The following is a 23,162-nucleotide window of genomic DNA, read 5'->3' as shown; positions in this document are numbered from 1 at the left end:
AAATTGGCTGTCATCGACAGCCAATTTTTTTCTGTTTTTCTTGTTTGATTGAGTTAGTGAATATGAAACCTGTTCCAATGACGGTGCGCGGAGCGACGCAATTACGTGAAGAGTTAGAACATCTGAAAACGGTTGTTCGCCCTAGAATTATTGAAGATATTGCCACTGCTCGTGAGCATGGTGATTTAAAAGAAAATGCTGAATATCATGCGGCTCGCGAGCAGCAAGGTTTTTGTGAAGGCCGAATTCAAGATATTGAAGGCAAGTTGAGTAATGTTCAGGTGATTGACGTTACGAAGATAGTGAATGCTGGTAAAGTGATTTTTGGTGCCACGGTCACCTTGTTAAATGTTGAGACCGATAAAGAAGTTACCTATGGTATTGTGGGTGATGATGAGGCTGATTTTAAAAAGAATCTTATTTCAGTTAATTCACCAATTGCCAGAGCGTTGATCGGTAAAGAAATGGATGACTGTGTCAATGTGATTACCCCTGGCGGTGAAGTTGAATACGAAATTGTTAATGTTGAATATAAATAACCTAGTTATTTGATTCACTTAAACGCAGCAATTTGCTGCGTTTTTTGTTGGAGATGCGCAGTGTTAGATATTGATTACTCGAAATACGATGCTTTAATTTTTGATATGGATGGGACTTTAGTTGATTCGATGCCTGCGCATTTAGCGGCTTGGGAACAGGCCTTGGCAAAGCAAAATTTACCCGCATATATCGACTTTATCGGCCAACGAGGCGGTATGCCGACCTTAAAAATTGCCCAACAATATCAGCAGCATTTTCAGCTCACACTCGATGCTCAGCAGTTATTGATGGATAAGCGAGCCTGCTTTGAAGGCCACTGGGAACAGGTAAATAAGATAGAAGTGACTTGCCAACTCTTGGATCGCTTTAAAGGGCATAAGCGCTTTGCATTGGGAACAGGAGCCGAGCGAGTTAATATGCAGCGTATTATGGATAATTTAAATTTAACTGGACATTTTTCGGCTTTGGTCAGTGCCGATGATGTGAATGCGCATAAGCCCGAACCTGATACCTTTCTTGAAGCCGCAAGGCGGTTGAATGTGCCTGCCAAACGCTGTTTGGTGTTTGAAGATACTCCTTTTGGCTTACAGGCCGCACAAAATGCGAAAATGGATTGTGTGCTAGTGAAAGATTTTAGTTTGGCTGAGTTTGTTGCCGCAGGTTAAATAAATGCGAGCGTTTGTTGTATCAGGTGGTGATACTCGTTGACGATTTCGCTTCGTTGGCTAAGGCATATAGAGATAGTTACTCAGCGCCATGAGCCTTTATATACTCGGTAATCGCTCGAAATTTATCGGTAAAACGGCTGCTCGTCGAGTCGGGGCAAAGAGGTGTTTTAGTTGGCAATCGATGGGAGCATACCCGCGAAAAAAGCTGGGTGTTGCTCTTAAACTAACGCGTTGTTTCTCGCATCATTGATGACTTGCTGCAGTAACCGCCATCAGAGTTGGTTAATTTCATGCAAAATAGGGTGCTAGCCAGCATCCAAGCTCAGCGTTTTCTCAAGTACTGAAATTTGCAGTATAAAAAAGCGGCTATTGCCGCTTTTTTTATTTCTTAGGTAATTCTATTTTTTGCGCTTCACTCGGGCGGTAAAGAATTAAAATGTGACCAATCACTTGGACCTTGACCGCTTCCGCCTTGCTGACGATGGTATCGGCAATTAATTGTTTCATTTCTCTGTCGTCGGTTGCAATTTTCACCTTAATCAGCTCGTGATGCGCCAAGGCGATATCAATTTCTGCTAGAATTCCTTCGGTGAGTCCATTCGACCCAAGCATCACAACTGGCTTAAGGTTATGAGCCAAGGATTTTAGGTGCTGTTTTTGTTTGTTAGTCAGTCGCATGAAACTTTCTGCTTACTCGGGGTTGAAAAAGGCACATTCTAGCGCCATCTATGGATGAATACTATTTTATAATCACTATACGGTGTGGTTTTGTAACTATAGTGGAAACTATCTGTGACCAATAAAAAACATACGGCGAGCTCCAAACGCTGGTTAACCGAACATTTTGATGATCATTATGTTCAAAAAGCTCAGAAACTTGGGCTGCGTTCTCGCGCAGTGTTTAAGATAGAAGAGATCCAAAATAAAGATAAGTTATTAAAACCTGGTATGACGGTGGTTGATTTAGGTGCCGCTCCTGGCGGTTGGTCGCAATATTGTGTTGAGCAACTGGGCTTGAATGGGCATGTAATTGCTTGCGATATCTTACCAATGGACCCGATTGCTGGCGTTGATTTCTTATGCGGAGATTTTCGTGAAGAAGACGTGTTAAATGCTCTGCTCGAACGAGTCGGTGAGAAGAAAGTAGATGTGGTGCTTTCTGATATGGCACCGAATATGAGTGGTAATAGTAATGTTGACCAATCACGAGCGATGTATCTGGTTGAGTTAGCTTTAGAGATGTGCCGGGAAGTATTAGCCCCCAAAGGCTGCTTTGTGGTGAAGGTGTTTCAAGGTGAAGGCTTTGATCGATATCTGCAAGATGTGCGTTCTATGTTCAGTAGTGTAAAAACGCGCAAACCAGATTCCTCTAGGGCTCGCTCTAGAGAGGTCTATATAGTAGCTAGTGGCTTTAAACTATAGTACGCTAGGTAATAATTCGTATTTAAATAACCGATGAGGTTTTCGTCTTGAGTGACATGGCAAAAAATCTGATTCTGTGGCTAGTGATTGCGGTTGTATTGATGTCCGTATTTCAAAGCTTTAGTCCTGATTCAAACAATGGTCGGCAAATGGATTACTCAACCTTTGTTAAGGATGTGAATCAAGAGCAGATCCGTGAAGTGAGAATTAGTGGGCAAGATATTAAAGGTACTAAGCGTACTGGCGAGCAGTTTACCACCATTATTCCTTTACACGACAAAGACTTACTAAATGATTTGATTAATCATAATGTGAAAGTGTTGGGCGAGCAGCCAGAAGAGCAAGGCATGTTGGCGCAGATCTTCATCTCGTGGTTCCCTATGTTACTGCTGATTGGGGTATGGATATTCTTCATGCGTCAAATGCAAGGCGGCGGTGGTAAAGGGGCAATGTCTTTTGGTAAAAGCAAAGCACGCTTGATGAGCGAAGATCAAATTAAGACTAATTTTGCTGACGTAGCTGGTTGTGATGAAGCAAAAGAAGAAGTTGCTGAGTTAGTCGATTACTTGCGTGACCCAACTAAATTCCAAAAACTGGGCGGAAAAATTCCCACTGGTATTTTGATGGTAGGTCCTCCTGGTACAGGTAAAACGCTACTCGCCAAAGCGATTGCTGGTGAAGCAAAAGTACCTTTCTTTACCATTTCTGGTTCAGACTTCGTTGAAATGTTTGTTGGTGTGGGTGCCTCACGGGTACGAGACATGTTTGAACAAGCTAAAAAGTCAGCGCCCTGTATTATTTTCATCGATGAAATCGATGCAGTTGGTCGCCAGCGTGGAGCTGGTCTCGGCGGCGGACATGATGAGCGTGAACAGACTTTAAACCAAATGTTAGTCGAAATGGATGGTTTTGAAGGTAACGAAGGGATTATTGTGATTGCGGCAACCAACCGCCCCGATGTACTTGACCCCGCTTTGTTACGTCCTGGTCGATTTGACCGTCAGGTCACTGTTGGTTTACCAGATATTCGCGGTCGTGAGCAGATCCTTAAAGTCCATATGCGTAAAGTGCCTTTAGGCGATGGCGTCGATCCAAGTGTCATTGCTCGTGGAACGCCTGGTTTTTCTGGTGCCGATTTGGCTAACCTGGTCAATGAAGCCGCATTATTCGCTGCTCGTGGTAGTAAGCGAGTGGTCGCCATGGAAGAGTTTGAAAAAGCCAAAGACAAAATCATGATGGGTGCTGAGCGCAAGTCAATGGTGATGACTGAAAGCGAAAAAGAAATGACAGCCTATCACGAAGCGGGTCATGCGATTGTTGGCCGCTTGGTGCCAGAGCATGATCCAGTTTATAAGGTGAGTATTATACCACGTGGCCGCGCACTGGGGGTAACCATGTACCTGCCTGAGCAGGATCGGGTGAGCCATAGTAAACAGCATCTTGAGAGCATGATCTCGAGTTTGTATGGCGGACGCCTCGCGGAGCGGATTATTTATGGTGATGAGAAAGTTTCCACAGGTGCCAGTAATGATATCGAACGCGCCACTGAAATTGCTCGTAAAATGGTGACTCAGTGGGGCCTGTCGGAATCGATGGGGCCATTGTTGTACGCTGATGAAGAAGGTGAAGTGTTCTTAGGGCGTACTGCAGCGAAAACCAAGCATATGTCCGACGATACTGCGAAAGCCATTGATCTTGAAATTCGCTCGGTCATTGATCGTAATTATCACCGTGCTGAATCCTTGCTTGCAGAAAATATAGATATTTTGCATGCCATGAAAGACACTTTGATGAAATACGAGACGATTGATGCGAAACAGATTGATGATTTGATGATGCGTAAAACGCCTCGTCCACCAGCGGATTGGGATGATGGAGACACTCCTTCTAAAGCGGATATTAAGCCAGATGACAACTCGTCTGATTCGGTAGATCAGCCTAAGTCTATGGGCGAAGATCCAGCACAGTAATTGCTCATTGAGCTATTAGCCCTGTAAGTTACTTACAGGGCTTTTTTATAAGTAAAATGATATGACACAATCCTTTCAAATTGGCCCTCACCAATTCACTCGTCCAGTTATCATGGGCATTCTTAATGTTACCCCTGATTCATTTTCAGATGGTGGTCAGTACCTCTCTAAGCAGCGGGCATTGCAGCGAGTTGAACAAATGTTGGCTGAGGGTGCCGACATTATCGATATTGGCGGGGAATCAACTCGCCCTGGCGCGCCAGCGGTGAGCCTAGAAGACGAATTAGCCCGCACCGTAGACTTAGTTGCGGCGATTAAACAGCGCTTTTCATGCCTGGTATCTATCGATACCAGCAAGGCTGAAGTGATGCGTCAAACGGTATTAAATGGCGCTGACATGATTAATGACATTTGTGCACTGAGTCAGCCTCAAGCATTGGAAGTCGCGGCAGAGCTAGCGGTACCCGTTTGCTTAATGCATATGCAAGGGCAACCAAGAACCATGCAGGCGAATCCAGAATATAAGGATGTTGTTACAGAGGTGATTGATTATCTAAAAATGCGAGTTGAGAACTGTGTAGCAGTAGGAATCGTTCGTTCTAATATAATTGTTGATCCTGGCTTTGGTTTTGGTAAGAGCGTACAGCATAATTATCAACTGTTAGCGCGCTTAGCCGAGTGTCAACAGTTGCAACTGCCAGTGTTGGCCGGTATGTCTCGTAAAAGCATGTTTGGTAAGTTGCTGGATCGGCCGACGGAACAGTTGTTGGCTGCGAGTATTGCCGGCGTTATGCTGGCTGCTGAACAAGGGGCGCAGATCTTTCGTGTGCATGATGTGCAAGCCACGGCTGACGCTTTAAAGGTTTTTTCTATGGTACAGATGAGTAAATAATGACAAGAAAATATTTTGGCACGGATGGTGTCCGCGGTAAGGTGGGTGATTACCCAATTACCCCAGAATTTGCATTAAAATTGGGTTGGGCTGCAGGGAAGGTATTGTCGAGTACTGGTACTCGAAAAGTATTAATTGGCAAAGACACGCGGATTTCTGGTTATATGTTGGAATCGGCCCTAGAAGCAGGTTTATCCGCAGCCGGTGTTCAAGCCAGTTTTGTGGGGCCTATGCCCACTCCTGCGGTGGCTTATCTAACACGCACCTTTAGAGCCGAAGCTGGCATTGTGATTAGCGCTTCACATAATCCTTATTACGATAACGGCATTAAATTTTTCTCTGCGGGTGGAACCAAGTTACCTGACGATGTTGAACTGGCGATTGAGGCAGAGCTGGACAATCCCATGACTTGTGTCGATTCAGCCAACTTGGGGAAAGCCAGACGTATTGAAGATGCGGCTGGTCGTTATATCGAATTTTGCAAGAGTACTTTTCCTAACAAATTTAGTCTCGCGGGCTTAAAAATTGTGGTTGATTGTGCGCATGGTGCGACTTACCACATTGCGCCGAAGGTCTTCAGTGAACTGGGTGCCGAGGTTGTCGCTATTGGTAACCAACCCAATGGGTTAAACATCAATGACAAGTGTGGTGCGACCGATACCCGTTTATTGGCGGAGCAAGTATTAGAGCATCAAGCAGATTTAGGCATTGCCCTCGATGGTGACGGTGACCGCGTCATGATGATTGACCAATATGGTGTCGAAGTTGATGGTGATGAGATCCTTTATATTTTAGCCAAAGATGCCCAATTAGGTCAGCGCCTAAGCGGTGGTGTTGTGGGGACTCTGATGAGTAATTTGGCGCTTGAGCAAGCCTTTTTGGGCATGGATATTCCGTTTAGTCGTGCCAAAGTTGGTGACCGCTATGTCATGGAGCAGCTGTCTGAGAAAGGTTGGTTTTTCGGTGGAGAAAACTCAGGCCATATCATATGTTTAGGACATACCACCACTGGTGATGGTATTGTTGCCGCTTTACAAGTATTAGCGGCGATGTTGGCTCAAAAACAAAGCCTACGTGGTTTGTTGGCTGAGCTCACTCTTTATCCTCAGTTATTGGTGAATGTTCGTTTTAAAGGTGAGTCGGATCCCTTAAATAGTGAGCTGGTTAAATTAGCGCAGGCGAAAGCTGAACAACAATTGGCCGATAGTGGCCGAGTTTTATTGCGCAAGTCTGGAACCGAGCCGTTATTAAGAGTGATGGTCGAAGGGGCTGATTCAGCTCTGGTTGAGCAATGTGCCAATGATATTGCCGAAGCCGTGCGCGCCGCATGTGCTTAATATTTGTTTGAAGTGCACGATATTTAAACGGTTGAACGAAGAATGTGACTTTTTTTAAGTTGTCGCTTGTATTAAACGCATAGGTTCGCTAATATCTCGCCCGCTTTGGTGACTTGTGTTTCACTAATTGACGGTCGGAATAATGACCGACCCACACTTAGGTGAAAGAGAATGTACGAAATTTTATTAGTAGTTTATTTGTTAGTGGCATTGTCGTTGATTGGTCTCGTATTGATCCAACAAGGCAAAGGCGCTGATATGGGTGCATCTTTTGGTTCCGGTGCATCTAACACAGTATTCGGTTCTTCTGGTTCTGGTAACTTCTTAACTCGTTCAACCGCTATTTGTGCAATGTTATTTATTTTTATCAGCTTGGCGTTAGGCAACCTTTCAGCCAAACAAAGTAAACAAGTTGATGAGTGGAGCGATTTGTCTCAGCCAATTGCTGAGCAAGTAGTACCTGAAGGTGATGTACCAGCATTGCCGGCTACACCAGGTAGTGACGTTCCAAACTAGTTTAAACTGCCGAGGTGGTGGAATTGGTAGACACGCTACCTTGAGGGGGTAGTGTCCTATGGACGTGCGGGTTCAAGTCCCGCTCTCGGCACCAATAGTTATTTTTGCATCCTTGACGAGTGATTGATATAATCTTCGGCAATTCGGACGCGGGATGGAGCAGTCTGGTAGCTCGTCGGGCTCATAACCCGAAGGTCGTCGGTTCAAATCCGGCTCCCGCAACCAACTATTCAACACCTAGTGTGAATAGTTTTTAAAGGCTCAGAAATTTAAAAGCCCCGCTTCATCGGGGCTTTTTGTTATTTTTTCGCCGCACCTTAGGTGCTAGAACTGGGCTATTACGCCCTTTTTTTGTTTCTGGAGGGAAACCTTGGCAACTGTAGAACAAAGACTCACTGACATGCTTACACCAGCGGTTGAAGCGCTAGGGTTTGAGTTGTTAGGCATCGAATACGTAAGTGCTGGCAAGCATTCTATTGTTCGTCTTTTCATCGACCATGAAGATGGGATTAATGTAGACAATTGCGCGGATGTTAGTCGACAAGCTAGCGCCATATTGGATGTAGAAGATCCAATTAGTACAGAATATAACCTTGAGGTGTCATCTCCTGGTTTAGAACGTCCTCTGTTTAAAGCAGAGCATTATCAACGTTTTATTGGCGAAATTGTATTTATTCAATTACGTATGCCAGTGAGTAACCGTCGAAAATGGCAGGGCGAAATCATTGCTGTTGAAGACGACACCGTCGTGCTCGCAGTTGCATCAGAACAACATCGGATAGCGCTAGGCAACGTGCAAAAAGCGCATCTAGTTCCCCAATTTGATTGAAGAGGGTGAGGAATGAACAAAGAAGTCTTGTTGGTTGTTGACGCGGTATCGAATGAAAAAGCATTGCCGCGTGAGAAGATTTTTGAAGCTATGGAAGTGGCTTTAGCTACAGCAACCAAGAAAAAATACGAAGGTGATATCGAAGTTCGTGTCGATATTGACCGAAAAGACGGTAGTTTTGAAACGTTCCGTCGCTGGCGAGTGGTAGAAAATCAAGAAGCCATTGAAAATCCATATCGTGAAATCACCCTAGATGCGGCTCAATATGAAGAGCCTAGTATCGAACTTGGTGATTACGTTGAGGAACAAATTGAGTCGGTTGTATTTGACCGGATTACCACGCAAACAGCTAAGCAAGTTATTGTTCAAAAAGTACGTGAAGCAGAACGTGCTCAAGTGGTCGAACAGTACTTTGATCAAGTGAATGAATTAGTAACCGGTATTGTTAAAAAAGTAAGCCGCGAAAATATCATTGTTGATTTAGGCAATAATGCAGAAGCGGTTATTCATCGCGAAGAATCGCTACCGCGTGAAGCGTTTCGTCCCGGTGACCGAGTGCGCGGTTTGCTTTACGAAGTGAAGCCGGAAGCTCGCGGTGCTCAGTTATTTATGAGCCGTACTCGCCCGGAAATGTTGATTGAGTTATTCCGCATTGAAGTTCCAGAAATCGCTGAAGAGATGATCGATCTCGTCGCGGCTGCTCGTGATCCTGGTTCTCGTGCAAAAATTGCGGTGAAGAGTAATGATCGACGCATTGATCCTGTGGGTGCTTGTGTTGGTATGCGTGGTGCACGTGTTCAAGCCGTCTCGGGTGAGTTGGATAATGAGCGTGTTGATATTGTATTATGGGATGACAACGCCGCACAGTTTGCGATTAACGCGATGGCTCCAGCGGAAGTTGCTTCTATCATTGTCGACGAAGATAGCCATTCTATGGATATCGCCGTTGAACAAGATAATTTAGCTCAAGCAATTGGCCGTAACGGTCAGAATGTTCGTTTGGCTTCACAGCTTACTGGCTGGGAACTGAACGTAATGACAGTTGAAGAGGCAAATAACAAGCATCAAGCGGAAGCACAAAAAGCTATCGATACTTTTATTCAATACCTTGATATTGATGAAGAGTTTTCAACGGTACTGGCTGATGAAGGTTTTACCACTTTAGAAGAGATCGCTTACGTACCAGTGAATGAGCTGTTAAGTATTGATGGTCTTGATGAAGACACGGTTAATGCCTTGCGTGAACGAGCCAAAGCGGCATTGGTGACCGAAGCTTTAGCGAAAGAAGAGTCTTTGGATAATGCTGAGCCTAGCGAAGAATTACTCGCTCTCGAGGGAATGGAGCGCCACTTGGCATTTGTTATGGCAAGTAAGGGGATTGTGACCCTTGAAGATCTCGCAGAACAAGGGATTGATGAGCTAGAAGATATTGAAGAATTGTCGGACGAAAAAGCCGGCGAACTAATTATGGCTGCCAGACAGATTTGCTGGTTTGGCGACGAAGAATAAGGTCGACGGAGGATAATAGCCCGATGACAGAAGTTTCAATTAAACAACTCGCGACCGACGTGGGAACAAACGAAGATAAGCTAATTCAGCAATTTGCAGATGCAGGCATTCAGAAATCTTTAACGGACTCGGTGACTCAAGAAGAGAAAGCTAAGCTTCTTGAGCATCTAAAACAACAGCACGGCGAAGAGAGCTCTCCAAGCCGTATGACACTTAAACGCACCACCAAGAGCACCTTGAGTGTCGCGGGTAGCGGCGGTAAGCGCGCAGTGCAAGTTGAAGTGCGTAAAAAACGCACTTATGTCAAACGTAGCACCGTAGAAGAGCAAGCGAAACAAGAAGCCGAAGAAAAAGCGCGTCTTGAAGCGGAAGAACAAGCACGTTTAGTTGCAGCTGAAGCGGCTAAGAAAGCGGCTGAAGAAAATGCTAAGCGCGAAGCTGAAGAAAAAGTGAAACGCGAAGAAAAAGCTGCCGCTGCAGCGAAAGCCGCTAAAGCGAAGGAAGCTGAGAAGCAACAGGCCGATGCAGCAAAATCACCAGAGCAATTAGCTGCAGAGAAAGAAGCGGCTGATATTTTACGCAAGCAAGAAGAAGCTGCAGTGGCTAAAGCTGAAGCTGAAGCTGAGAAAAAAGCAGAAGAAGCTAAAAAGCTAGCGATTGAAAACGCTGCGCGCTGGGCTGAAGAAGAAAAACTACGTAAGAAGCGAGAAGAGTCAGCTGATTACCATGTAACAACGTCTACTTATGCGCGTGCTGCTGAAGATGAGCAAGAGCAAAAAGCCGAAGCTCCTCGTCGTAAGAAGCGTAAAGCGAAGCAAAACGACGATAACAACTCTCGTCGTGGTGGCCGCAAAGGAAACAAACGTCAAGTGGCTACGCCTACAGCAATGCAGCATGGTTTTAACAAACCAGCTCAACCAGTAGAACGTGAAGTGCGCATTGGTGAAACCATTTCTGTCGGCGAGCTAGCCTCTAAAATGGCGGTAAAAGCGACCGAAGTCATTAAAGCGATGATGAAGATGGGTGCAATGGCAACCATTAACCAAGTCATCGATCAAGAAACTGCAACTTTGGTTGCTGAAGAGCTTGGTCATAAAGTGGTGCTGGTTAAAGAAAACGCGCTTGAAGAACAAGTGATGCAAGAAGCTGAATCGACGGGTGAGAAAACAACCCGTGCGCCAGTTGTGACCATCATGGGCCACGTTGACCACGGTAAAACATCCTTACTTGACTATATTCGTCGCGCTAAAGTTGCCGATGGTGAAGCTGGCGGTATCACCCAGCACATTGGTGCTTACCATGTAGAAACTAATGGTAACATGATCACCTTCTTAGATACTCCTGGACACGCGGCGTTTACCTCTATGCGTGCTCGTGGTGCTAAGTCGACTGATATCGTGGTATTAGTCGTTGCTGCTGATGACGGTGTGATGCCACAGACTGTAGAGGCCGTCCAGCACGCTCGCGCAGCTGGCGTTCCGTTAGTGGTTGCTGTGAACAAGATGGATAAAGAAGGCGCTGATCCGGATCGGGTCAAAAATGAGCTTTCTCAACACGAAGTTATCCCAGAAGACTGGGGCGGTGATGTTCAGTTTGTTCACGTCTCGGCGAAAAGTGGTGAAGGGATCGATGAGCTTTTAGAAGCCATTGTATTGCAGTCTGATGTATTAGAGCTTACAGCGAGTCATGTCGGTGCTGCATCGGGTGTGGTCATCGAATCTCGTCTTGATAAAGGCCGCGGCCCGATAGCTTCAATCTTGGTTCAACATGGCCAATTGAAACGTGGTGACATTATACTTTGTGGTTTAGAGTACGGACGTATTCGCGCCATGAAAGATGAAAATGGTAAAGACATCGAAGGTGCCGGACCATCTATTCCTGTAGAGATTCTTGGTCTCTCTGGTGTTCCGCAAGCGGGTGATGAAGCAACGGTTGTTCGTGATGAGAAAAAAGCGCGTGAAGTTGCCTTGTATCGCCAAGGTAAATTCCGTGATGTGAAACTAGCGCGTCAGCAAAAATCTAAACTTGAAAACATGTTTGCCAACATGGAAGAAGGTGAAGTTCAAGAATTAAATATTGTCTTGAAGTCTGATGTACAAGGTTCACTAGAAGCGATTTCGGATTCATTGCAAAAATTGTCTACTGATGAAGTCAAAGTTAGTATCATTGGCCGTGGTGTTGGTGGTATTACCGAAACTGATGCGACTTTAGCTGCCGCTTCAAATGCGATTGTGCTTGGCTTTAACGTTCGTGCCGATGCGACCGCTCGCCGTATTATCGAATCAGAAAATGTTGACTTACATTACTACAGTGTAATTTACGATCTGATCGATGAAGTGAAGAGCGCAATGACCGGCCTATTAGCGCCAGAATTCAAACAACAAATTATGGGCTTAGCTGAAGTTCGTGACGTATTTAAGTCACCAAAACTGGGTGCGATTGCTGGTTGTATGGTTCTGGAAGGTAGCGTGAAGCGCTCAAATCCTATTCGTGTATTACGTGATAATATTGTTATCTATGAAGGCGAGCTTGAATCATTACGTCGCTTTAAAGATGATGTGAACGAAGTTCGTAACGGTATGGAATGTGGTATCGGCGTGAAGAACTATAATGATGTTCGTGCTGGCGACCAAATTGAAGTATTTGAGATTGTTGAAGTTCAACGTACACTTTAGGTGTAAGGTTTAACGATATCTCTTAAATGGGGGCTTGCGCCCCCATTGTTGTTTCTACGCTCCCTATGGGAGTGGTATCAGGAGAATAATGATGCCTAGAGAATTTAGCCGTCCAGACCGGGTGGCCCAACAAATTCAGAAAGAAGTCGCGGTGATATTACAACGCGAAGTACGTGATTCCCGTTTAAGTCTGGTCACGGTGTCTGCCGTTGATGTGACCCGTGATTTATCCTATGCCAAAGTGTTTGTCACTTTCTTAGATGACAGCGAAGAAGCGGTTAAAGCTAGCTTGGAAGCGTTAAGTGAACATCAACCCTATGTTCGCCACTTGTTAGCCAAAGCAATGCGTCTACGTGCAGTGCCGGAACTACGTTTCCAATACGATGGTTCTTTACGTGAAGGTTTGAGGATGACTGAGCTGGCGAGTAGCGCAGTGAAAAATGATCAGCAGAAAGCCGCTGCATCGGGTCGTACTCTTGAACAAGAACAATCAGATGAGCAAGCGAAAGAGGACGAGTAATGGTGCAAGGGCGCAGAAAAAAGGGCCGTGCGATTGACGGCATCTTACTGCTAAACAAACCGACGGGGGTGTCCTCAAACGGTATCCTTCAGCGAGTGAAGCGTATTTATTTCGCCCAGAAGGCTGGACACACTGGCGCACTTGATCCACTGGCTACCGGTATGTTACCGATTTGCTTAGGTGAAGCGACTAAATTTTCTCAGTTTTTACTCGATTCGGATAAGCGTTATCAGGTGACGGCTCAGTTAGGTGTTCGAACCAATACTTCAGACTCGGATGGTGAAGTGGTCGACACGCGCCCGGTTCAGGTGACTAAAACTCAAATTGAGCAGACTTTAGATTCATTTCGTGGGCCAGTCAATCAAGTTCCATCGATGTTTTCGGCACTAAAACATAATGGTCGTCCTTTATATAGCTATGCTCGTGAAGGCATCACGATTGAGCGCGAGGCTCGACCGATTACCGTTTACGAGAATAACTTTATTTCTCTTGATGGCGATATGCTGACACTGGATGTTCATTGCAGTAAAGGTACCTATATTCGCACCATTATTGATGATTTAGGTGAGATGCTTGGCTGTGGTGCGCATGTGGTGAAATTACATCGCTCACAGGTGGCTGATTACCCAAGTGAGCGGATGGTGACTCCCGAGCAGCTTGATGCGCTGTTAGAGCAAGCGAATCAAAGCGAGATTGCACCTAAAGAGTTGTTAGACCCGCTATTGTTGCCGATGGATTCGGCGGTTGCGCATTTAGCTGAGGTAAACATTCCTGAAGACTTAGGCGGCTACTTAATGCAGGGACAAGCACTACAAGTTGCCGGTGCGCCGCTGAATGATGTATTTAGAATCACCATTGGTGAGCCTGCTCGTTTTGTGGGAATAGGCCAGCTGAATGATGATGGTTTGGTTGCACCGAAGCGCTTAATTCAGAGCGTCGATAGTTAAGTGTTTCGCTTGCAACTACGAATTTAGCGCTATATAATGCGCGTCCTTCATCGCTGAGTTAGTGATTGGCGATGAGTAAATTTAAATTTTTAGGAGTTAGTATGTCACTAAGTAGCACAGAAAAAGCAGCAATCGTTGCAGAATACGCGCGTGAAGCAGGAGACACTGGTTCTTCTGAAGTTCAAGTTGCTTTGTTAACTGCACAAATCAACCATTTGCAAGGTCACTTCAAGAAGCACATTCACGATCACCACAGTCGTCGTGGTCTACTACGTATGGTTAGCCAACGTCGTAAATTGCTTGACTATTTGAAGCGTAAAAATCAAGCAAGCTATGTTGAATTGATCGCTAAATTAGGTCTACGTCGCTAATCATAGACCTTAGCAAAACAGAATATCTAAAGGGAGCCTAATGGCTCCCTTTTTCGTTCGCTTAATAAAATTCATAAAACCAGCCCGATAACGACGGTTTTAGTAAGGATAAAGTTATCTTTTGGCATAGCATTGTTTTATACTTTAGCGCGAATTAAAAGAGCACATAAATTAAAGGAAATTCACGTGAATCCTATCGTAAAAACGTTTAAATACGGTGAGAATACAGTCACCATCGAAACTGGCGCAATCGCTCGCCAAGCAACCGCTGCTGTAATGGTAACTATGGATGATACAACAGTATTTGTATCGGTAGTGGGTAAGAAAACCGCTACGCCTGGCCAAGATTTCTTCCCGTTGACTGTGAACTACCAAGAACGTACTTACGCAGCAGGTAAAATTCCTGGCGGTTTCTTCAAACGCGAAGGTCGCCCTTCAGAAGATGAAACCTTAATCGCACGTTTGATTGACCGTCCAATCCGTCCACTGTTCCCTGAAGGCTTCGTCAACGAAGTTCAAGTTGTTGCGACTGTGGTGTCTGTCAACCCACAAGTGCAGCCTGATATTGTGGCTTTGATTGGTACTTCTGCAGCGTTAAGCCTTTCTGGTATTCCATTCAATGGCCCGATTGGCGCGGCTCGAGTGGGTTACATTGATGGTAATTACATTCTTAACCCAACCACCGAAGAACTACCAGAAAGCAAACTAGATTTAGTTGTTGCGGGTACTGAAAGTGCAGTATTGATGGTTGAGTCTGAAGCTGAGCTATTATCTGAAGAAGTGATGTTAGGCGCGGTAGTCTACGGTCATGAGCAATCGAATGCAGTCATTACTGCGATTAAAGAACTATGTGAAGAAGCAGCTAAACCCGCATGGGATTGGCAAGCGCCGGCAGTTAACGTTGAACTTAAAGATAAAGTCGCGGTACTTGCTGAAGCAAAATTAACTGCCGCTTATCAAATTACCGATAAAGCTGAGCGTTATGCGAAAGTTGGCGAAATCAAGAAAGAAGTAATCGAAGCCATTAGTGCCGAAGATGTTGAACTTGACTCACAAGATATTGGCGATGAACTCGGTAAATTAGAGAAAAATGTAGTGCGTTCACGCATTATTGCTGGCGAGCCTCGTATCGATGGTCGCGAACCTGATATGATCCGCGCGCTGGACGTGATGACTGGTGTATTACCGCGGACTCACGGTAGTGCGGTCTTTACTCGTGGTGAAACTCAGGCCTTAGTGACTTGTACTTTAGGTACCGAACGTGATGCTCAGATGATTGATTCATTGGCTGGCTTGCAAACCTCTCGCTTTATGTTGCACTACAACTTCCCTCCTTACTGTGTTGGTGAAACTGGCTTTATTGGCTCACCTAAACGTCGTGAAATTGGTCATGGTCGCCTGGCAAAACGTGGTGTTGCTGCGGTAATGCCAAGTTCTGAGGAGTTTCCGTATACAGTACGTGTAGTTTCAGAAATTACTGAATCAAACGGTTCAAGCTCAATGGCTTCGGTTTGTGGTAGCTCATTGGCATTGATGGATGCTGGTGTTCCAATTAAAGCTTCGGTTGCGGGTATCGCAATGGGTCTGGTGAAAGAAGGCGATAACTTTGTTGTGCTTTCTGACATTTTAGGTGATGAAGATCACCTAGGCGACATGGACTTTAAAGTAGCGGGTTCTTCTGAAGGTATCTCTGCATTGCAGATGGATATCAAAATTGAAGGTATCACCAAAGAAATTATGGAAATCGCCCTACGTCAAGCACAAGGCGCGCGTTTACATATTTTGGGTGTGATGGACCAAGCGATTGGTACTTCTCGTGAAGAGATCTCAGAATTTGCACCACGTATCCACACCATTAAGATCAGCCCAGAGAAGATCAAAGATGTGATCGGTAAAGGCGGTGCAACTATTCGTGCATTGACCGATGAAACCGGCACCACTATTGAAATTGAAGATGACGGTACCGTGAAAGTTGCCGCAACTGACAACGCGCAAGCGCAAGAAGCGATTAAGCGTATTCAGCAGCTCACCGCAGAAGTTGAAGCGGGTCAATTCTACGAAGGTAAAGTGGTTCGTCTTGCAGACTTCGGTGCATTCGTTGAAATTCTTCCAGGTAAAGATGGTTTAGTTCACATCTCGCAAATTTCTCAAGAGCGAGTTGCTAACGTTTCTGACCACTTGACTGTTGGCGATATCGTTAAAGTTAAGGTGTTGGAAGTAGACCGCCAAGGTCGCGTTCGCTTGAGCATTAAAGAAGCTGCGGCACCAGCTGAAGCCGCCGTGGAAACCCCTGCTGAATAAGCGGGTTTACTGAACGAAAAAAGCCGACCTTGGTCGGCTTTTTTATTGCCAAAAAATCAAGTGACAGAGTAAGTGTACCTGTTTGGCATGAGGATGCGGCTGTTCGTTGAGCTTTAATGGCTTTCGGTATGACGAATTATCTGTTCATTTTTACGGGCCTAAATCGCCGTAGTAGCGTTATACGCCTTGTAATTAGAGCGACCAATGACTGCACTTCATACCTCGTGACTGGCCGATTTATTCTGTGCAATAATTTGATCATATTATTCATCAAATTGATATTAATCTCCTGCTATAAAAACAAAGGGCAGAGTGTCTTTCAACTTATAGTGGTTCAGGTTTACAATAGCGACCCGATTTTGTTGAAGCTGAGAAAGCCTTTGGATACGACAGATATAGACTGGATGAAGCATGCCTTGGCTTTAGCCGATAGAGCTGAACAGCAAGGTGAAGTGCCAGTGGGGGCTGTGGTCGTGCATCAAGGGAAAGTGGTTGGTGAGGGTTGGAATCAAACCATTACTTTGAATGATGCCACGGCTCACGCTGAAATATTGGCGCTACGTGAAGCGGGAAAAAAAATTGGGAATTACCGGCTGCTTGATACTACTCTGTACGTCACTCTAGAGCCTTGTACGATGTGCGCTGGTGCAATGGTTCATGCCCGAATAAAACGCTTGGTATTTGGAGCTCAGGATTTAAAAACGGGGGCTGCAGGTAGTGTGTTTAATATTGTCGACACAGAACAGTTAAATCATCGTGTTGAGATTGAAAGAGGGATATTGGCGGAGTGTTGTAGTGAGAAACTTAGTCGTTTTTTTCGCGGTCGTCGTGAACAACATAAGTTGCGAAAAAAACAACAGTTAAAGTGAGTTATTCAGCGTAACTGACGAACTCCATCTCTGACAAGGCATAAGAGCGTTGTCTTAATAAAACCTTACGATGCTGACGAGCCAATTGAATACGGCGACGTGGCGAATGAAGGGTAACTCGTTTTCTTCTTATCATACTATCCTCTCTAGGACGCTTTTACATTTTAATCTTAAGCAAGATTAAGTGTAAAACATGACAAAATTATGACATTTCGTCAAGATGATTCTCTAATCTTTGGTGCTTACCTCTATTTTGTTCGGAATATTATGTTCATCTTCGAAGTTATCGTCTAAGGGGGGCTGCATATTTTGTATTAATTGCTGTTGGCGCTGTTCTTCTTTTTTCTGCGCTTCTAGCCATAACAAGCTTTGGTAATATTGCCGAATATTATTCACGTAGTTATAGGCTTCCTGTCCTCGTGCATAGCCGTAGCGGGTTTGTTGGTACCACTTCTTGCGCATTAACAAGGGTAGACTTTCTTTGACATCTACCCACGCATTTGGGTCGCCCCCTTGGATGCGAGTGATTCTGCGGGCATCCAGCATATGACCAAAACCAATATTATAGGACACTAAAGCAAACCAGATCCGATCTTCGCGATGAACACTATCGGGAACTTTTTCAATCAGCTTTTCTAAGTATTGCGCACCTCCGCGAATACTTTGTTCGGGGTCGAGTCGATTGGTCACACCCACCGATTTTGCCGTGGGGAGGGTGAGCATCATCATGCCACGCACGCCGGTAAATGATTTAGCCTGAGGTCGCCAATGAGACTCTTGATAGGAGACTGAGGCTAACAAACGCCAATCTAGCTGTCCCGCATATTGTTTAAACCAATTATTATATTTAGGTAGGCGAGATGCTGTTGCTCGTAAAAAGGCCCGGGTATCGACATAGTCAAATCGCTGAATATGGCCTAAATAGCGTTCATAGAGTTGAGTAATATCGCCATTTGCGTGCTTTTGACCGATGTATTCGATTAACGCGCTATAGAGGCTGTCATCACTGAAGCGTTTCACCATCCATACCACGGGAGCGCCCTGATGAAGGGTAAAGGCTTCGGCTAAATCCGGATAAAAGCGTTGATGTAGGGAGAGGGTCGTATTGTCGACCAAGGCAAAACGGATCTCTTCATCGACGATGCTTTTTAGTAATTCGCTGCTATCCAGACGATCAGTGACTTCAATTTCTAGTTCGGGATTGTCCTTTTTATAAGCGTTTAACAAGGGTTGATGGTAACTTCCCGCGGTGATCCATATGGGCGCATCCACCTGGCTAATATCTCGTGGTCTAAAGGTGTTCTTTTTATAAACCACCTTGGCATCTACTTGGTAAATTTCTGGTGAGAAGCGAAAGTTTTCGGCGAGTGCCGGTGTTGGGGAAAGCGCAGCGCCCAGTAAGTCGACCTGTTGATGCTGTAATCCACGATACAGTTCGGTTTGATTATAGAGTGGCACCATCTGTAACTCGACACCTAAGTAGGTAGCAAAACCTTCCAGCAGCTCATATTCCATACCAGCAGGTTGTTCATGCTGGTCGTAATAAAATACCTGCTGATTATATAAGGTGCCGACTCGCAGTTTACCACGTTGACGGATCTGCTCCAGCTCAGAACTAAAGGGTTTTGGGTCACAGCCTTGTAAAAACAATAAGGCAAGCAACGCTAATAAGATTGCTGAGCGCTGCTGTTTCATCATCTAATGTGCTTCCTATTTCTATAATTAGCTTTGATTTTATGGATATCTGGCTAGCTGTCTAGCATTAAGCTTGCTTTTCCTCGTTAAGCTAACGTTTTGTTTACCATTGTGGCGGTTTTTATCTATAATACGCGCAATTTTCCCCCTCCCACCTCCATCTGGAAAAGCGAGCACATTAATATGTTGGTACTACGTGGTGCACCTGCACTGTCTGAGTTTCGAGTTGCGCAATTGCTAAAACGTTGCGCAGAGCAAGATCTGAACATTAGTTCTATTTATGCTGAGTTTATGCATTTTGCTGATATTGCTAATGATTTAAGCGATGTCGAGCAGCAAATATTGGATAAGCTATTGACCTATGGTCCGACTATTGCGGAACATCAACCTGCAGGGCAATTACTATTAGTCACTCCTCGCCCAGGCACTATTTCTCCTTGGTCCTCAAAAGCGAGCGATATTGCGCACAATTGTGGTTTAAGCAATGTGCAACGTTTAGAACGCGGGATAGCTTATTATATTGAGTCAACTGAGACTTTAAACGAAGCTCAGTTGAGCCAAGTGAAGGCTTTAATTCATGATCGCATGATGGAAGTTGTATTTGCTGAAATGGAGTCGGTGGCGGCTTTATTTGAACATGCTAGCCCAGCGCCTTTTGCATCGGTCGATATTCTTGGTGGCGGTAAGGCTGCTTTAGAGCAAGCCAACCAAGCCTTGGGCTTGGCGCTTGCGGATGACGAGATTGACTACTTAGTGGAAAATTTCGAGAAGATGAAGCGTAATCCGAATGACGTCGAGTTGATGATGTTTGCGCAAGCAAACTCGGAACACTGTCGCCATAAGATCTTTAATGCAGATTGGACGATTGACGGGGTGAAACAGCCTAAGTCTTTGTTCAAAATGATCAAAAATACCTATGAGTTGAATAGTGATTATGTGTTATCTGCCTACAAAGATAACGCCGCGGTAATGACTGGTTCGGTGGCTGGGCGTTTTTTCCCGAATAGTGAAACTAAACAATATAACTACCATCAAGAAGCAATCCATATTTTGATGAAGGTTGAAACTCATAACCATCCCACGGCGATTTCTCCCTATCCTGGTGCCGCAACCGGTTCTGGTGGTGAAATTCGTGATGAAGGGGCAACAGGCAGAGGGTCAAAACCTAAATCTGGTATGGTTGGTTTTACCGTCAGTAATCTGCGTATTCCTGGTTTTGAACAAGCCTGGGAAAGTGATTTTGGTAAGCCAAGCCGCATCGTTGACGCCTTAGAAATTATGATTGAAGGGCCATTAGGTGGCGCGGCCTTTAACAATGAGTTCGGTCGACCGAATATTTTAGGTTACTTCCGTACTTACGAAGAACAAGTGGAAAGTTTTAACGGCCAAGAAGTTCGCGGTTATCACAAGCCCATTATGTTGGCTGGTGGTTTGGGGAATATTCGCGAAGATCACGTAGAAAAAGGCGAAATTCCAGTCGGAGCCAAAATCATCGTGCTGGGTGGCCCAGCTATGAATATTGGACTTGGCGGCGGTGCAGCCTCTTCGATGGCCTCTGGCCAATCCAGCGAAGATCTCGATTTTGCTTCGGTGCAACGAGAAAATCCAGAAATGGAACGCCGTTGTCAGGAAGTGATCGATCGTTGTTGGCAAATGGGGGACGATAATCCCATTGCCTTCATTCACGATATTGGTGCTGGTGGCCTATCCAATGCTTGTCCTGAGCTGGTCGATGACGGTGGCCGTGGCGGTGTGTTTGATCTGCGCGCGGTTCCGAATGATGAGCCTGGCATGTCACCTTTAGAGATATGGTGTAACGAATCACAAGAGCGCTATATGTTAGCGGTTGCTCCGGAACATCTCGAGGTATTTGACGCGATTTGTAAGCGTGAGCGGGCACTTTACGCAGTGATTGGCGTGGCGACCGAAGAGCGTGACCTTGTTTTGCATGATTCGCACTTTGCTAATGATCCGATCCGTATGCCCTTGGAAGTTTTACTGGGTAAAGCGCCGAAGATGCATCGCGATGTGCAAAGCGCTCGCTTTAACGGTCCCGCTTTTGATACCGCAAAAATTGAGCTAGGTGAAGCGGCTGAACGCTTATTGCGTTTGCCAACGATTGCTGAGAAAACCTTTCTGATTACCATTGGTGATCGCAGTGTAACTGGACTGGTGGCGCGAGATCAAATGGTTGGCCCTTGGCAGGTGCCGGTTGCCAACTGCGCCGTAACGGCCGCCAGTTACGATAGCTATCATGGTGAAGCGATGTCTGTGGGCGAGCGTACCCCTGCGGCCTTGATTGATCATGCCGCCTCGGCGCGTTTAGCGGTCGCCGAAGCCTTAACCAATATTGCAGCTACAAACATTGGTTCACTGAATCATATCAAGTTATCGGCTAACTGGATGTCGGCTGCTGGCCACCCCGGCGAAGACGCGGGACTTTATGCAGCAGTCAAAGCGGTGGGCGAAGAGTTATGTCCAGCGCTAGGGCTTACTATTCCGGTGGGCAAAGACTCGATGTCGATGAAGACTGCTTGGCAAGACGATGGCCAAGAGAAGTCGGTTACGGCACCACTTTCACTGATTATTAGTGCTTTTGCTAAAGTTGACGATATTCGTTTAACGGTCACGCCGCAGTTGCGTAATGACCAAGGCGATAGCGACTTGATCTTGATTGATTTAGGTCAGGGTAAAAACCGCATGGGCGCATCCTGTTTGGCTCAGGTTTATAAGCAGCTGGGTAATCAAGTTCCTGATGTGGATTCGCCAGAGTTATTAAAAGGTTTCTTTAATGCGATTCAGGTATTAACCGCAGAACAGAAATTGCTAGCCTATCATGACCGGAGTGATGGTGGCTTGTTTACCACGGTTGCAGAGATGGCTTTTGCTGGTCACTGTGGCGTGGATATCGCGCTTGATTTGTTAGCTGGTGAAGTGGTTGATGTATTATTTAGTGAAGAGTTAGGCGCTTTGATTCAGGTGAAAACTGAACACAAAGAAGCGGTACTTAATATCTTGGCTGGTCATGGTTTAGCCAGCTGTAGTCATGTGATTGGCTCACTCAATAGCGATGATGCGATCCGCTTTACTCGCAATGGGGAAGTGGTGCTTGCCAATACTCGCACTCATTATCGGAGCATTTGGGCGGAAACCACCCATCAGATGCAAGCCTTACGTGACAACCCTGAGTGTGCCAAGCAAGAATTTGATGCCAAGCTAGATGCTGCCGACCCTGGTTTAAATGTGGGCTTAAGCTTCGACATCCATGAAGACGTTGCTGCGCCTTATATCCTTAAAGGTTTAAAACCAGAAATGGCTATCTTGCGTGAGCAAGGAGTGAACTCGCATCACGAAATGGCCGCCGCCTTTGACCGGGCGGGCTTCGCTGCGGTGGATGTGCACATGAGTGACATACTGGCAGGGCGCGTCAGCTTAGATAAATTTGCAGGTTTAGTGGCCTGTGGCGGTTTTTCTTATGGTGATGTTTTGGGAGCGGGTGAAGGTTGGGCGAAGTCCATCCTGTTTAATTCGCGGGCTCGTGAGCAATTTAGTCAATTCTTCCAACGCAATGATTCCTTCGCGTTGGGGGTTTGTAACGGCTGTCAAATGCTGTCTAATCTAAGTGAATTAATTCCAGGCGCTGATTTGTGGCCACGTTTCGTGCGCAACGAATCAGAGCGTTTTGAGGCTCGCTTTAGTCTAGTGGAAGTTCAGCAATCGCCATCAATCTTTTTGAATGGGATGGCGGGTTCACAAATGCCCATCGCTGTATCGCATGGTGAAGGGCGGATGGAAGTGCGTGACCAAGCTCACCTCGACGCACTGGCGCAAAGTGGTACGGTTGCACTGCGTTATGTGGACAACTATGGTGATGCGACCATGCAATACCCAGCCAACCCGAATGGTTCGCCTTTAGGTATTACCGGGCTGTCTACTGCCGATGGTCGAGTGACGATTATGATGCCTCACCCAGAGCGGGTGTTCCGGACGGTTGCCAACTCCTGGCACCCGGATGATTGGCGTGAAGATAGTCCTTGGATGCGGATCTTCCGCAACGCACGGGTTAACGTAGGTTAAAGCGCTCGTTGATAAAATAGCCAC

At 45.7% G+C, this 23,162-nt stretch carries 19 protein-coding genes and 2 tRNA genes; 18 read left to right on the top strand and 3 right to left on the bottom strand.

Features of this window, described 5'->3' with window-relative positions; translation table 11 throughout:
* Positions 1-62: 62 nt before the first annotated feature.
* Positions 63-539 (top strand): transcription elongation factor GreA, encoded by a 477-nt coding sequence (greA, locus tag ACRRSW_RS16470; protein ID WP_432452170.1) that lies wholly within the window; start codon positions 63-65, stop codon positions 537-539.
* A 60-nt stretch (positions 540-599) separates the two neighbouring features.
* Positions 600-1,205, top strand: coding sequence for an HAD family hydrolase (locus ACRRSW_RS16465; RefSeq protein WP_432452171.1), 606 nt, complete (start codon positions 600-602; stop codon positions 1,203-1,205).
* A gap of 384 nt (positions 1,206-1,589) precedes the next feature.
* On the opposite strand, the gene yhbY is transcribed toward ACRRSW_RS16465, so the two are convergent.
* Positions 1,590-1,886 carry a ribosome assembly RNA-binding protein YhbY gene (yhbY, locus tag ACRRSW_RS16460; protein WP_432452172.1) on the bottom strand — a complete coding sequence of 99 codons (297 nt, stop codon included), beginning with the start codon at positions 1,884-1,886 and terminating at the stop codon, positions 1,590-1,592.
* A 114-nt stretch (positions 1,887-2,000) separates the two neighbouring features.
* On the opposite strand from yhbY, the gene rlmE reads away from it, so the two are divergent.
* From rlmE to tadA, 15 genes are all read left to right on the top strand, one after another.
* Positions 2,001-2,630, top strand: coding sequence for a 23S rRNA (uridine(2552)-2'-O)-methyltransferase RlmE (gene rlmE / locus ACRRSW_RS16455; protein WP_432452173.1), 630 nt, complete (start codon positions 2,001-2,003; stop codon positions 2,628-2,630).
* Positions 2,631-2,677: 47 nt separating this feature from the next.
* On the top strand, positions 2,678-4,600 hold the full coding sequence (ftsH, locus tag ACRRSW_RS16450) for an ATP-dependent zinc metalloprotease FtsH (protein ID WP_432452174.1): 1,923 nt from the start codon (positions 2,678-2,680) through the stop codon (positions 4,598-4,600).
* Positions 4,601-4,661: 61 nt separating this feature from the next.
* The gene (gene folP, locus ACRRSW_RS16445; protein WP_432452175.1) at positions 4,662-5,492 is read left to right on the top strand and encodes a dihydropteroate synthase; all 831 of its coding nucleotides are present in this window, start codon (positions 4,662-4,664) and stop codon (positions 5,490-5,492) included.
* The gene (gene glmM, locus ACRRSW_RS16440) at positions 5,492-6,829 is read left to right on the top strand and encodes a phosphoglucosamine mutase (protein ID WP_432459865.1); all 1,338 of its coding nucleotides are present in this window, start codon (positions 5,492-5,494) and stop codon (positions 6,827-6,829) included. Before folP ends, glmM begins: the two co-directional genes overlap by 1 nt.
* A gap of 171 nt (positions 6,830-7,000) precedes the next feature.
* Positions 7,001-7,345, top strand: coding sequence for a preprotein translocase subunit SecG (secG, locus tag ACRRSW_RS16435; RefSeq protein ID WP_432459864.1), 345 nt, complete (start codon positions 7,001-7,003; stop codon positions 7,343-7,345).
* Positions 7,346-7,353: 8 nt separating this feature from the next.
* Positions 7,354-7,439, top strand: a tRNA-Leu gene (locus ACRRSW_RS16430).
* Between the two features lie 54 nt (positions 7,440-7,493).
* A tRNA-Met gene (locus ACRRSW_RS16425) sits at positions 7,494-7,570 on the top strand.
* 145 nt (positions 7,571-7,715) lie between these two features.
* Positions 7,716-8,174, top strand: coding sequence for a ribosome maturation factor RimP (gene rimP, locus ACRRSW_RS16420; RefSeq protein WP_432452178.1), 459 nt, complete (start codon positions 7,716-7,718; stop codon positions 8,172-8,174).
* A 12-nt stretch (positions 8,175-8,186) separates the two neighbouring features.
* On the top strand, positions 8,187-9,683 hold the full coding sequence (gene nusA / locus ACRRSW_RS16415; RefSeq protein ID WP_432452179.1) for a transcription termination factor NusA: 1,497 nt from the start codon (positions 8,187-8,189) through the stop codon (positions 9,681-9,683).
* A gap of 23 nt (positions 9,684-9,706) precedes the next feature.
* The gene (infB, locus tag ACRRSW_RS16410; protein ID WP_432452180.1) at positions 9,707-12,358 is read left to right on the top strand and encodes a translation initiation factor IF-2; all 2,652 of its coding nucleotides are present in this window, start codon (positions 9,707-9,709) and stop codon (positions 12,356-12,358) included.
* Positions 12,359-12,449: 91 nt separating this feature from the next.
* The gene (rbfA, locus tag ACRRSW_RS16405) at positions 12,450-12,878 is read left to right on the top strand and encodes a 30S ribosome-binding factor RbfA (protein WP_432456153.1); all 429 of its coding nucleotides are present in this window, start codon (positions 12,450-12,452) and stop codon (positions 12,876-12,878) included.
* A complete protein-coding gene (gene truB / locus ACRRSW_RS16400; protein ID WP_432452181.1) occupies positions 12,878-13,825 on the top strand; it encodes a tRNA pseudouridine(55) synthase TruB in 948 nt (315 codons plus the stop codon). The genes rbfA and truB overlap by 1 nt, the downstream gene beginning before the upstream one ends.
* A 101-nt stretch (positions 13,826-13,926) precedes the next feature.
* Positions 13,927-14,196, top strand: coding sequence for a 30S ribosomal protein S15 (gene rpsO, locus ACRRSW_RS16395; RefSeq protein ID WP_432452182.1), 270 nt, complete (start codon positions 13,927-13,929; stop codon positions 14,194-14,196).
* 186 nt (positions 14,197-14,382) lie between these two features.
* Entirely contained in the window at positions 14,383-16,497 is a 2,115-nt protein-coding gene (gene pnp, locus ACRRSW_RS16390) for a polyribonucleotide nucleotidyltransferase (protein ID WP_432452183.1), read from the top strand.
* A 380-nt stretch (positions 16,498-16,877) separates the two neighbouring features.
* Entirely contained in the window at positions 16,878-17,366 is a 489-nt protein-coding gene (gene tadA / locus ACRRSW_RS16385) for a tRNA adenosine(34) deaminase TadA (RefSeq protein WP_432452184.1), read from the top strand.
* Between the two features lies 1 nt (position 17,367).
* Here the strand turns inward: tadA and ACRRSW_RS16380 are convergent, their stop codons facing one another.
* Together ACRRSW_RS16380 and mltF are read right to left on the bottom strand one after the other, a co-directional pair.
* Positions 17,368-17,502, bottom strand: a complete 135-nt coding sequence (locus ACRRSW_RS16380) for a hypothetical protein (RefSeq protein ID WP_432452185.1) — start codon at positions 17,500-17,502, stop codon at positions 17,368-17,370.
* Between the two features lie 92 nt (positions 17,503-17,594).
* Positions 17,595-19,064 carry a membrane-bound lytic murein transglycosylase MltF gene (mltF, locus tag ACRRSW_RS16375; protein WP_432459863.1) on the bottom strand — a complete coding sequence of 490 codons (1,470 nt, stop codon included), beginning with the start codon at positions 19,062-19,064 and terminating at the stop codon, positions 17,595-17,597.
* Between the two features lie 180 nt (positions 19,065-19,244).
* Between mltF and purL the strand changes: the two genes are divergently transcribed.
* Positions 19,245-23,138: a phosphoribosylformylglycinamidine synthase gene (purL, locus tag ACRRSW_RS16370; protein ID WP_432459862.1), complete on the top strand. Its 3,894-nt coding sequence runs from the start codon at positions 19,245-19,247 to the stop codon at positions 23,136-23,138.
* Positions 23,139-23,162 lie beyond the last annotated feature (24 nt).

It is taken from the genome of Agarivorans sp. QJM3NY_25 (assembly GCF_050870875.2).
Classification (GTDB): Bacteria; Pseudomonadota; Gammaproteobacteria; order Enterobacterales; family Celerinatantimonadaceae; genus Agarivorans.
The sequence above is the reverse complement of the archived record's forward strand: the minus strand, read 5'-3'. Positions and strand labels throughout refer to the sequence as shown.